The organism is Streptomyces sp. NPDC031474, assembly GCF_055581185.1.
Genome location: NZ_JBVIJX010000010.1, coordinates 89,848 through 102,572 on the forward strand (window position 1 = coordinate 89,848; position 12,725 = coordinate 102,572).

9 protein-coding genes are annotated in these 12,725 nt (G+C 70.3%); all 9 read left to right on the top strand.

What is annotated here, in order from left to right; genetic code table 11:
* Positions 1-178 precede the first annotated feature (178 nt).
* The 9 genes from ACZ5SK_RS21950 to ACZ5SK_RS21990 all read left to right on the top strand — a co-directional run bounded on the left by ACZ5SK_RS21950 (position 179) and on the right by ACZ5SK_RS21990 (position 12,725).
* Complete coding sequence (locus ACZ5SK_RS21950; RefSeq protein ID WP_334575481.1) at positions 179-1,126, top strand: beta-ketoacyl-ACP synthase III; 948 nt, start codon at positions 179-181, stop codon at positions 1,124-1,126.
* A 258-nt stretch (positions 1,127-1,384) separates the two neighbouring features.
* On the top strand, positions 1,385-2,062 hold the full coding sequence (locus ACZ5SK_RS21955; RefSeq protein WP_334575480.1) for a GntR family transcriptional regulator: 678 nt from the start codon (positions 1,385-1,387) through the stop codon (positions 2,060-2,062).
* A gap of 186 nt (positions 2,063-2,248) precedes the next feature.
* Positions 2,249-3,430 carry an ROK family transcriptional regulator gene (locus tag ACZ5SK_RS21960; RefSeq protein ID WP_334575479.1) on the top strand — a complete coding sequence of 394 codons (1,182 nt, stop codon included), beginning with the start codon at positions 2,249-2,251 and terminating at the stop codon, positions 3,428-3,430.
* 275 nt (positions 3,431-3,705) lie between these two features.
* The gene (locus ACZ5SK_RS21965) at positions 3,706-5,229 is read left to right on the top strand and encodes a sugar ABC transporter ATP-binding protein (RefSeq protein WP_334575477.1); all 1,524 of its coding nucleotides are present in this window, start codon (positions 3,706-3,708) and stop codon (positions 5,227-5,229) included.
* A complete protein-coding gene (locus tag ACZ5SK_RS21970; RefSeq protein ID WP_334575476.1) occupies positions 5,226-6,242 on the top strand; it encodes an ABC transporter permease in 1,017 nt (338 codons plus the stop codon). The genes ACZ5SK_RS21965 and ACZ5SK_RS21970 overlap by 4 nt, the downstream gene beginning before the upstream one ends.
* A gap of 17 nt (positions 6,243-6,259) precedes the next feature.
* Positions 6,260-7,321 (top strand): substrate-binding domain-containing protein, encoded by a 1,062-nt coding sequence (locus ACZ5SK_RS21975; protein WP_361701885.1) that lies wholly within the window; start codon positions 6,260-6,262, stop codon positions 7,319-7,321.
* 519 nt (positions 7,322-7,840) lie between these two features.
* Entirely contained in the window at positions 7,841-9,067 is a 1,227-nt protein-coding gene (locus ACZ5SK_RS21980; protein WP_457493979.1) for a Gfo/Idh/MocA family protein, read from the top strand.
* Positions 9,068-9,087: 20 nt separating this feature from the next.
* On the top strand, positions 9,088-10,086 hold the full coding sequence (locus ACZ5SK_RS21985; protein ID WP_334575472.1) for a sugar phosphate isomerase/epimerase family protein: 999 nt from the start codon (positions 9,088-9,090) through the stop codon (positions 10,084-10,086).
* A gap of 116 nt (positions 10,087-10,202) precedes the next feature.
* The gene (locus ACZ5SK_RS21990; RefSeq protein WP_334575470.1) at positions 10,203-12,725 is read left to right on the top strand and encodes a PQQ-dependent sugar dehydrogenase; all 2,523 of its coding nucleotides are present in this window, start codon (positions 10,203-10,205) and stop codon (positions 12,723-12,725) included.

Consider the following 12,725-nt stretch of genomic DNA (forward strand, 5'->3'; position numbering starts at 1 on the left):
TTTGCGTGGGGTGTGTGTGCGGCGGGTGGATGTTCGGCGGTTGCTCGGGCGTCCGAGGGCTATGGGGAAGCCGACAACCCGGGAACCGGTTTCCTGTCGCTTCACGCGCCCTCGTACCCGCGAGTCACTGATCAGACTGGAGGATCCCGCTACCCAAGGCAACGAGGGGGACCCCCCAATGAACGGCTCGCGCATCGCCGCCGTCGGCCACTACCAGCCCGCCAAGGTGCTCACCAACGAGGACCTGGCGGGCCTGGTCGACACCAGTGACGAGTGGATCAGGAGCCGGGTGGGCATCCGCACGCGCCACATCGCCGGCCCCGACGAGCCCGTGGACGAGCTGGCCGCGCACGCCGCCGCCAAGGCGCTCGCCTCGGCCGGCCTCACACCGGCCGACATCGACCTGGTGCTGGTCGCGACCTCCACGGCCGTCGACCGCTCGCCCAACATGGCCGCCCGGGTCGCCGCCCGGCTCGGCATTCCGCAGCCGGCCGCGATGGACGTCAATGTCGTCTGCGCCGGTTTCACCCATGCGCTGGCGACGGCCGACCACACCGTCCGGGCGGGGGCAGCCACCCGTGCCCTGGTCATCGGCGCCGACAAGATGTCCGAGGTGACCGACTGGAGCGACCGCACCACCTGCGTGCTCGTCGGCGACGGAGCGGGCGCCGCCGTGGTCGAAGCATGCCCCGACGGGGTCGAGCCCGGCATCGCGCCCGTGCTGTGGGGCTCGGTGCCCGAGATGGGCCACGCCGTGCGGATCGAGGGTCAGCCGGCACGGTTCGCGCAGGAAGGGCAGAGCGTCTACCGCTGGGCCACCACCCAGCTGCCGCCCCTGGCGCGACAGGCCTGCGCGCGGGCCGGGCTCACTCCCGAGGACCTCGCCGCCGTCGTCCTGCACCAGGCGAACCTGCGCATCATCGAACCCCTCGCGCAGAAGATCGGCGCCGTCAACGCGGTCGTCGCGCGCGACGTCACCGAATCGGGCAACACCTCCGCCGCCAGCATCCCGCTGGCCTTCTCCAAGCTCGTCGAGCAGGGCGCCGTCTCCACGGGCGACCCGGTGCTGCTCTTCGGCTTCGGCGGCAACCTGTCGTACGCGGGCCAGGTCGTGCGCTGCCCCTGAGCGCGGAAAGCCGCGGCCGGCGGGCAGGCCCGGAGGCCGGCTCGCGCCGCGAGGCCGCGCCGTGGTGTGACGCGATCGACCGTGCCCGGGACTGGTCCACCGAGCGCCGTAGACTGTAGACGAAAGACAATCGATACTCGGCTGTGGACGGCTGACACCCGGCTGTGGGCGGCCGGCAGGTCGTGTCGAGCCGGTATGTCAATCGATACGGGACTGTCGGGGCGCGGTTGCCCGGTGTTGCCCAGGAGGGGGACCCCGATGTTGTCGCCAGGACTGCCACAGGGTGCGGTGCCCAAGCTCGAACGGCCCGGTCCGCTGCGCGACCGCGTCTACGAGGCACTGCTCGAACTCATCACCACCCGTGCCCTCCAGCCCGGCCAGCACCTCGTCGAGAGCGAGCTCGCCTCGCACCTGGGCGTCTCACGGCAGCCGGTGCGGGAGGCCCTGCAGCGGCTGAACACCGAGGGGTGGGTGGACCTCAGACCCGCCCAGGGCGCGTTCGTGCACGAGCCGACCGAGGAGGAGGCAGACCAACTCCTCACCGTTCGCACGCTGTTGGAGGCCGAAGCCGCACGGCTCGCCGCCGCGCACGCGGACCAGGCGGGCATCGAGGCCCTGAACGAGATCCAGGCCCAGGGGATGCTGGCCGTCGCCCAGGACGACGTGGACGCCGCCGTCGCCCTGAACGCCCGTTTCCACGCCAAGATCATGGAGATCGCGGGCAACACCGTCCTCGCCGAGCTGGCGGCCCAGGTCGACCGCCGGGTGCGCTGGTACTACACGCCGATCGCCCGCCGGCGCGGCCACCAGTCCTGGGACGAGCACCGCGAACTGATCACCGCGATCGTCGCTCACGACGAGCAACTGGCGACCCGGCTGATGCGTGAGCACACCGAGCACACCCGGCGCTCGTACCACGCCCGCGCCAAGTCCTGAGCCCTCCTTCCCGCGCTGGCCGGGCCGATGCGTGAGTGCTGCCCACCCTTCTTTGTCCTGTGAGTGGAGAAAGTTGGCAGCAATCTGTGCACAGCTTCTTCCCAGGTTCGGCAGCCGCTGCTACGTTCCCTTCGAAAGCCCGACACTGGTGGCCGAAATTGAGGCGGGGAGGGGTTCGTGAGACGCATGACGGCACGACCCGCGAACGCTCACCAGGCCCGCCTGCTCAAACTGTTGCGGGACAGCGGCCCCAACTCCCGTGCCCAGCTGGGTGATCGGGTCGATCTGTCCCGGTCCAAGCTGGCCGTGGAGGTGGACCGGCTCCTGGAGACGGGACTGGTCGTCGCCGACGGACTCGCCGCCTCGCGCGGTGGTCGTCGTTCACACAATGTCCGGCTCAACCCCGGGCTGCGCCTCCTCGGCGTCGACATCGGCGCGACGTCGGTCGACGTCGCGGTCACCAACGCCGAACTGGAGACCCTCGGACACCTCAACCAGCCCCTCGACGTACGTGAGGGACCGGTCGCGGTCTTCGAGCAAGTCCTGTCCATGGCCGCGAAGTTGAGGGCGACGGGACTCGCCGAGGGCTTCGACGGCGCCGGCATCGGGGTACCCGGTCCGGTTCGTTTTCCCGAAGGCGTGCCGGTCGCGCCGCCGATCATGCCGGGTTGGGACGGCTTTCCCGTGCGGGAGGCGCTCAGCCAGGAACTCGGCTGCCCGGTCATGGTCGACAACGACGTGAACCTCATGGCGATGGGGGAGCAGCATGCGGGCGTCGCCCGCACCGTCGCCGACTTCCTCTGCGTCAAGATCGGCACCGGCATCGGCTGCGGCATCGTCGTCGGCGGTCAGGTCTACCGCGGTACGACCGGTAGCGCGGGCGACATCGGGCACATCCAGGCCGTGCCCGACGGCCGTCCGTGCGCCTGCGGCAACAGAGGATGCCTGGAGGCCTACTTCAGCGGCGCGGCCGTGGCCCGTGACGCGACGGAGGCGGCCCAGCAGGGCCTCTCGGCGGAACTCGCGGCACGGCTGGAGACGAACGGCGCGCTGACCGCCGTCGACGTCGCCGCCGCGGCCGCAGCGGGCGACGCCACCTGCATCGAGATGATCCGCGAGGGCGGCAACCGGGTCGGCCAGGTCATCGCCGGACTCGTCTCCTTCTTCAACCCCGGCCTGGTGGTGATCGGCGGCGGGGTGACCGGCCTCGGCCACACCCTGCTCGCTGCGATCCGCACGCAGGTGTACCGCCAGTCGCTGCCGCTCGCGACCGGCAACCTCCCCATTGTCCTGGGGGAGTTGGGCCCCACCGCCGGTGTGATCGGCGCGGCCCGACTGATCAGCGACCATCTGTTCTCACCCGCGTAAGCCAGCCACCCGACACGATCTCCGCAAGCCCGCCATTGACACGGTTCACCAGCGCGGCGCCCAGCCACGCCCTGCTCCGACGGCCATGCCCTGCCTGATCCGTCCTCCCTGATCCGTCCTCCCTGTTCTGCCCTCCCTGTTCTGCCCTCCCTGTTCTGCCCTGCTTGTTCTGCCCTGTGCGTCCTGTCCAGCCTTGCCCTGCCCTGCCCTGCCTTGCGAACAACGACTTCGTTCTGCCCTGACTCCGGCCCGCACGCCCGCCGAGGGGAACCCACATGGCATCACCACCACCGCTGCTCAGCATGTCCGACATCACCAAGTCCTTTCCCGGAGTACGGGCGTTGGACGGCGTCGACCTCGACGTCCAGGCCGGCGAAGTGCACTGTCTGCTCGGCCAGAACGGCGCCGGCAAGTCCACCCTCATCAAGATCCTGGCCGGCGCCCACCAGCCCGACGGCGGCGTCATCCGCTGGCAGGGCGACCCCGTCACCCTGCGCTCCCCGATCGCGGCCATGCGCCTCGGCATCGCCACCATCTACCAGGAACTCGACCTGGTGGAACACCTGTCGGTGGCGGAGAACGTCCACCTGGGCCATGAACCCACCGCAGTCGGCTTCGTCGTACGAGGCAAGGCCGCACGTACCTCAACTGCGGCCCTGCTGAAGCGACTTGGTCATCCCGAGATCGATCCCGCCCGACTGGTCGGCGAGTTGTCGGCGGCGCAGCAGCAGATCGTCTCCATGGCACGCGCCCTCTCGCACGACGTACGGCTCATCGTGATGGACGAACCGTCGGCCGCCCTCGACCCCGACGAGGTCGACAACCTGTTCCGCATCGTCGGCGACCTGACCGCCGACGGAGTGGCCGTCGTGTACATCTCGCACCGGCTGGAGGAGATCCGGCGGATCGGCGACCGCGTGACCGTACTGAAGGACGGACGGGCGGTGGCAGGCGGACTGCCCGCCAAGACGACGCCGACGCGCGAGATCGTCGCGCTCATGACGGGACGCAACGTCGAGTACGTCTTCCCCGAGCGGCCGTCGGGTGACGCGGCCGGGGACGGGAAGCCCGTACTGGAGGTGCGGGGGCTGGCCCGGGACGGTGAGTTCGCCGCCCTCGACCTGACCGTGCGGCCCGGCGAGATCGTCGGACTCGCCGGACTGGTCGGCTCGGGGCGCTCGGAGATCCTGGAGACGATCTACGGAGCGCGAAAGCCCACCGCGGGCCAAGTCCTCGTCGACGGACGGCCGTTGCGCTCCGGCAGTGTGCGCGCCGCCGTACGGGCCGGGCTCGGGCTCGCCCCGGAGGAACGCAAGGCACAGGCCCTGCTGATGCTGGAGTCCGTCACACGAAACGTCTCCGTCTCCTCCATGTCCCGTTTCTCGCGGGGCGGTTGGATCGACCGGCGCGCCGAACGGGGGGCGGCGCAGGCCGCGACGCGTGAGCTGTCCCTGCGCCCCGACAATCCGTCCGTCCCCGTGCGCACTCTGTCCGGCGGCAACCAGCAGAAGGCCGTCCTGGCCCGCTGGCTGTTGCGCGGCTGCCGGGTCCTGCTGCTCGACGAGCCGACACGCGGCGTCGACGTCGGCGCCCGCGCCGAGCTGTATGCAGTCGTCCGTCGACTCGCCGACGAAGGCCTCGCCGTGCTGCTGGTCTCCAGCGAGGTCCCCGAGGTGCTCGGCCTCGCCGACCGCGTGCTGGTGCTCCGCGAAGGCCACGTCGTCCACACGGCACCCGCCCGTGACCTGGACGAACACCGCGTACTCGATCTCGTCATGGAAGGAAGCCCGGCGTCATGACGCAGCCCGTCTCCCCACCGCGGAACAGCACCGACAAGGTGCCGCAGATCCCACTCCCCGCCTGGCGCACCGTGGTCGCCCGCGCCGACCTCCGCACGCTCTCCCTGCTCGGTGTGCTCGCCGCGCTCGTCGTCATCGGCGGGATCACCAAACCTGACGAGTTCCTGGACACCCGCAACCTCCAACTCGTCCTCACCCAGGCTTCGGTGATCGGGGTGGTGACCGTCGGCATGACCTTCGTCATCACCTCCGGGGGCATCGACCTCTCCGTGGGCGCGATCGTCGCCCTCTCCTCGGTGTGGGCCACCACGGTCGCCACCCAGGAATACGGTATCGCGGGCATCCTCTTCACCGCGGTGATCGTCGGCGTGGGCTGCGGCCTGGTCAACGGACTGCTCATCGCCTACGGCGGCATGGTGCCGTTCATCGCGACGCTCGCCATGCTGGCCTCCGCCCGCGGGCTGGCGCTGCAGATCACGGACGGCCGGACGCAGATCGTGACGATCAACGGCATCCTCGACCTCGGCGAGCGCGACTCCTATGTGCTCGGCGTCCCGCCACTCGTGATCGTCTTCGCGATCGTGACGGTCATCGGGTGGCTGGTGCTGAACCGCACCACCTTCGGCCGCCGCACGGTCGCCGTCGGCGGCAACGCGGAGGCCGCACGGCTCGCCGGCATCGACGTACGCCGTCAACGGCTCTACCTCTACCTGCTGTCCGGACTGTGCTGCGGCATCGCCGCCTTCCTGCTGATCATCCTGTCCGGCTCGGGCCAGAACACCAACGGCAACCTCTACGAACTCGACGCCATCGCGGCCGCGATCATCGGCGGCACGCTGCTCAGCGGGGGCCGCGGCACCATCACCGGCTCCGTGCTCGGCGTCCTGATCTTCACCACGATCACCAACATCTTCGCCCTGAACAACCTGCAGAGCGACGTACAGCAGATCGCCAAGGGCGCGATCATCGTCGCCGCCGTGCTGGTCCAGCGCCGTACCGCGAGCACGACCTGAGGAAAGGGTTCACCGCCATGCCAGAGCCGACGCGTTATCCGAACCGCTTCACCAGTCGCAGAGGAATGCTCTTCGGAGCTGCCGCCGTCTCCGCCGGAACCTTCCTCGCGGGTTGCACCAGCAACGATTCCAAGGACGAAGAGCCGGCCGCGAACGACCAGCCGGCCGCCGACGACAAGCCCGGCAAGAAGGTCACCATCGGCTTCGCCGGACCCCAGGCCGACCACGGCTGGCTCAACGCCATCAACGACAACGCCGAGAGCCGCGCGAAGAAGTACTCCGACGTGACCCTGGAGATCACCGAGGGCTCGAACGACACCGCCCAGCAGATCGGCCAGATCGAGACCCTCATCAACAAGAAGGTCGACGTCCTGGTCGTGCTGCCCGCCGACGGCAAGGCCCTCACCCAGGTCGGCCTGAAGGCGATGCGCGCCGGGATTCCGGTCGTCAACCTCGACCGGATCTTCAACACCCCCCAGGCGTACCGGTGTTGGGTCGGCGGCGACAACTACGGCATGGGCCTCAACGCCGGGCGGTACATCGGGGAGAAACTCAAGGGAAAGTCCGACGCCCGCGTGATCGAGCTGGCCGGGCTGGACAACCTGGAGCTCACCAAGCAGCGCACCAAGGGCTTCGACGACGCTCTCAAGAACTACCCCAACATCAGGAAGGTGGCCCGCCAGGCCGCCGAGTTCACGGTCGAGTCGGGACAGGCGAAAATGGCCCAACTCCTCCAGGCCCAGCCCAAGTTCGACGCGCTGTGGAACCACGACGACGACCAGGGCGTGGGTGCGCTGCGCGCCATCGAGCAGGCCGGGCGCGACGACTTCCTCATGGTCGGCGGCGCGGGGGCGCTCGCCGCGTTCCAGGCGATCAAGCAGGACAACGGGGTCCTGAAGGCCACCGTTCTCTACCCGCCGACCATGGCCGCCTCCGCGATCGACCTCGCCCGCGCCCTCGGCCAGGGCAAGGGCGTCGGCGGCCTCGCCGAGTTCGAGATCCCCGCCTCGATCACCCTCTACTCGGCCGTGGTCGACAAGACGAACGTCGACCAGTACATGTCCACCGGCTTCAAGTAGGACACGACTGCCCGGCGGGCGGCGGCACAGCCCACCGGGTGCCGTCTACCGGTGTGGGCTGACGGTGCGGCCTACCAGTGTGGTCGAGAGGGCACCGGACGGGCGCCAAGGGCTGCGGGCTGTGAGCTATGGGCTATGGGCTGCGGTTTTCGGTTCGTGGGTCATGGTCCGGGGGTCGCGGGCCTCGGGCATCCGGCTACGGGCTACGGGCCGCGCCTACGGGCTATGGGCCACGGATGCGGGGTGTTCCGTTGGCGGGGCCGGGAGCCTCGGCCGGGGTCCACGGGCCGTCGGCTGCGAGCAAGGCGCTTGCCGTACGGAGAGGCGCATCCGGCGGACCGGGCCTCGGCGAGCGTCCGTGGCCTGAGCGAACCCGGGACGAGCACGGCGCCCGCTCCCGGCCGATGCCCACCTGCTCCCACCGGCCACCGGCCGCCTGCCGCCTGCCGCACGGTCCGTGTCCTGGATCCGACGGCGTCCCACCCCCCACCGTGCCACGACGACAAGGAGGACCACCGTATGGAACAGCCGCAGCAGTCAGCAGGACCGGAAGCCGGCAAGCCGCCGCTCCGGGTGGGGATGGTCGGTTACGCGTTCATGGGCGCCGCCCACTCCCAGGGCTGGCGCACCGCGGGCCGCGTCTTCGACCTGCCCCGCCGCCCGGTCCTCGCCGTGATCTGCGGCCGCGACGCCTCCGCCGTGCGCGCGGCGGCGGACCGGCAGGGCTGGGCGGCGACCGAGACCGACTGGCGTGCCCTGATCGCCCGGGACGACGTCGACCTCGTCGACATCTGCACCCCCGGCGACTCGCACGCCGAGATCGCCGTCGCGGCGCTGGCCGCCGGCAAGCATGTGCTGTGCGAAAAGCCCCTCGCCAACACCGTCGAGGAAGCCGAGACCATGGCGCGCGCGGCGGAAACCGCCTATGGGCGCGGCCAGTTGGCGATGGTCGGGTTCAACTACCGACGTGTCCCGGCCACGGCCCTGGCCCGGCGGATGGTCGCCGAGGGCAGGATCGGCGCCCTGCGGCATGTGCGGGTGACGTACCTTCAGGACTGGCTCGTGGACCCGGACTTCCCGCTGACCTGGCGACTGCGCAGGGAACTGGCGGGTTCCGGGGCGCTCGGCGACCTGGGCGCGCACATCGTCGACCTGGCACAGCACCTGGCGGGGGAGCGGCTCGCCGGAGTCTCCGCGATCACCGAGACCTTCGTACGGCAGCGGCCGCTGACCGAGGGGCCGACGAGCGGCCTGGGCGCGACGTCCGCCGACGGCGCCGGCACCGGCACTCGCACCGGCATGGTCACCGTCGACGACGCCGCCCTGTTCACCGGCCGCTTCGCCTCCGGGGCGCTCGCCTCCTTCGAGGCGACCCGGTTCGCCACCGGACGCAAGAACGCGTTGCGTCTCGAACTCAACGGTGAGCGCGGCTCGTTGGCATTCGACCTGGAGCGCCTCAACGAGCTCTGGTTCCACGACGCCACCGAGCCCGGCACACACGCCGGCTTCCGCCGCATCCTCGTCACCGAACCCGACCACCCCTACCTGGACGCCTGGTGGCCCCCGGGGCACGGCCTCGGCTACGAGCACAGCTTCGTCCACCAGGCCCGCGACCTGGTCCATGCCGTCGCCGAGGGCAGCCGGCCCGAACCCTCCTTCGCCGACGGGCTGCAGGTGCAGCGCGTCCTGGCCGCCGTCGAGGAGAGCGCCGAGAAGAACTCCGTCTACACCCCCATCGCGGACTGAGGAACGAGGAGGGCTGCAGCATGCCGCGCACATTCACACTCTTCACCGGCCAGTGGGCCGATCTGCCCCTGGAGGAGGTCTGCCGCCTCGCCCGCGACTTCGGCTACGACGGCCTCGAACTCGCCTGCTGGGGCGACCACTTCGAGGTCGACAAGGCGCTGACGGACCCCGGATATGTGAAGTCCCGCCACCAACTCCTCGACAAGTACGGCCTGAAGTGCTGGGCCATCTCCAACCACCTGGTGGGTCAGGCAGTCTGTGACGCCATCATCGATGAACGCCACCAGGCGATCCTGCCCGACCGCATCTGGGGTGACGGCGAGCCGGAAGGCGTCCGGCGGCGAGCCGCCACGGAGATCGCCGACACCGCGCGGGCCGCAGCGGCCTTCGGCGTCGACACGGTGATCGGCTTCACCGGCTCCGCCATCTGGCACCTGGTGGCCATGTTCCCGCCCGCCCCCGAGTCGATGATCGAGCGAGGCTACGAGGACTTCGCCGAGCGCTGGAACCCGATCCTCGACGTCTTCGACGCGCAGGGCGTGCGGTTCGCGCACGAGGTCCACCCCAGCGAGATCGCCTACGACTACTGGACGACCGTGCGCGCGCTGGACGCGGTCGGCCGTCGACCGGCCTTCGGTCTCAACTTCGATCCCAGCCACTTCGTGTGGCAGGACCTCGACCCGGTCGGCTTCCTGTGGGACTTCCGCGACCGCATCTACCACGTGGACTGCAAGGAGGCCCGCAAGCGCCTCGACGGCCGCAACGGCCGCCTCGGCTCCCACCTGCCCTGGGGCGACCCGCGGCGCGGCTGGGACTTCGTCTCCGCCGGCCACGGCGACGTCCCCTGGGAGGACGTCTTCCGCATGCTGCGCTCCATCGACTACCGGGGCCCGATCTCCGTGGAGTGGGAGGACGCCGGCATGGACCGTCTCCAGGGCGCCCCCGAGGCCCTGACCCGCCTCAAGGCCTACGACTTCGAGCCGCCGTCAGCCTCCTTCGACGCGGCGTTCGGCAACTGAGTTCGGCAACTTCCGTCGGACCACATATCTCTGACTTTCCATCAGCTCTCCGGGATGACGGCGCATCCCGGCGTACGCACCCACCCGTACAACCAGCCCCAATCCTGGAGGCACCCGTGCACGGGAACGACCCCACCACCCGCACCCCCCACCGGACCGGCAGAGCCGGGACGCGCAGGCGACGTCCTTCACTGCGCAGGGCGATCGCCCTTCTGAGCGGCGCCCTGCTGGCCGGCGCGTCCCTCACCCTCACCACACCCCGGGCCGGCGCAGCCGTCGCCGACCCGGTGGCCGCGGCAGCCGCCGCCGAGGACTTCCAGCAGGTCACCCTGGCCAAGGGGGAGGCCGAGGTCGGCGAGCCCATGTCGCTGGCCGTGCTGCCCGACCGTTCGGTCCTGCACACCTCGCGCGACGGCGAACTCCGGCTCACCGACGCCGCCGGCAATACCCGGCCAGCGGGCAAACTCGACGTCTACTCCCACGACGAGGAGGGCCTCCAAGGCATCGGCGTGGACCCGGAGTTCACCAGCAACCGCTTCATCTACCTTTACTACGCGCCGCCGTTGAACACTCCGGCGGGCGACGCGCCGGAGACCGGAACGGCCGCCGACTTCGCCCCCTTCGACGGCGTCAACCGCCTCTCCCGCTTCGTGCTGAAGACGGACGGGACGCTGGACGCCACGAGCGAGAAGAAGATCCTCGACGTGCCCGCCTCGCGCGGCCTGTGCTGCCATGTCGGCGGCGACATCGACTTCGACGCGGCGGGAAACCTCTACCTGTCCACCGGCGACGACACCAACCCCTTCCAGTCGGACGGCTTCACCCCCATCGACGACCGCGACGGCCGCAACCCCGCCTTCGACGCCCGCCGTTCCGCCGGGAACACCAATGACCTGCGCGGCAAGATCCTGCGCATCAAGGTGAACGCCGACGGCTCGTACGCCATCCCTGACGGCAACCTCTTCGCGCCCGGCACGGACCGGACGCGGCCCGAGATCTACGCGATGGGTTTCCGCAACCCGTTCCGCTTCAGTGTCGACAAGGCCACCGGCATCCTCTACGTCGGCGACTACGGTCCCGACGCGGGCGCCGCCGACCCAGCCCGCGGCCCGGCCGGCCAGGTCGAGTTCGCACGCGTCACCGGTCCCGGCAACTTCGGCTGGCCGTTCTGCACGGGCGACAACGACCCGTATGTCGCCTACGACTTCGCGACCGGTGCATCCGGCGCGCCCTTCGACTGCGGCGCCCCGAAGAACACCTCGCCGCACAACACGGGACTCACCGACCTTCCCCCGGCCCAGCCCGCCTGGATCCCGTACGACGGCGCTTCGGTACCCGAGTTCGGCGACGGGTCGGAGTCCCCGATGGGCGGCCCTGTCTACCACTACGACGCCTCGCTCGACTCGCCGGTGAAGTTCCCGCAGGCGTACGACGGGAACTTCTTCGCCGGGGAGTTCGGCCGCCGTTGGATCAAGCGCATCGTCAGCGACGCGAACGGCTCCGTGCAGTCGATCAACCCCGTCCCGTGGACCGGCACCCAGGTCATGGACATGGCGTTCGGGCCCGACGGGGCGCTGTACGTCCTCGACTACGGCACCGCCTGGTTCGGCGGAGACGAGCACTCGGGTCTGTACCGCATCGAGAACGCCACCGACGGTCACTCCCCGGTCGCCCAGGCCGCTGCCGACCGCACCTCGGGACAGGCCGCTCTGAAGGTGCGTTTCTCCTCCGCCGGCTCCACCGACCAGGACGGCGACACGCTCACCTACCGCTGGGACTTCGGTGACGGCGGCACCTCGACGGTGGCCAACCCCACGCACAAGTACAAGAGCAACGGTACCTACACCGCGACCCTGACCGCCGCGGACGGCTTCGGCCGCACCGGCAGCGCGAGCGTGCAGATCGTCGTCGGCAACACGGCCCCGAAGGTGGTCCTGGAGACGCCGAAGGACGGTCAGTTGTTCAGCTTCGGCGACGCGATCCCGTTCAAGGTGAAGGTCACCGACCCCGAGGACGGCACGGCGATCGACTGCGCCAAGGTCGAGGTCACCTTCGTCCTCGGCCACGACAGCCACGGCCACCCGGTGACCTCGGCCAACGGCTGCACAGGCACCCTCCAGACCAGCGCCGACGGCGGCCACGACGAGGACGCCAACATCTTCGGGGTCCTGGACGCCGAGTACACCGACGGCGGAGGCGGCGGCCAGGCCCCGCTCACCTCGCACGACCAGAGCGTGCTCCAGCCCCGCCACCGGCAGGCCGAACACTTCGGCGCCTCCTCCGGCGTCACGGTGACCGCACGCGAGTCCGCCCACGGCGCTCGCACGGTCGGTGACATCAGCAAGGGCGACTGGATCTCCTTCACGCCGTACGCGCTCGGCAACGCCCAGAAGATCACCGCACGGGTCTCCTCCGCCGGGGCCGGCGGCGTCCTCGAGGTCCGCGCGGGCTCGCCGAAGGGCACCCTGCTCGGCAAGGCGACCGTGCCGGTCACGGGCGGGTGGGACACCTACCAGGACGTCAGCGCCGGCCTGTCCCGCGCCCCGAGGGGCACGACCACGCTCTACCTGGTCTTCAAGGGCGGCAGCGGAACCCTGTACGAGGTGGACGACTTCACGTTCACGACGGCGACGGGCTGA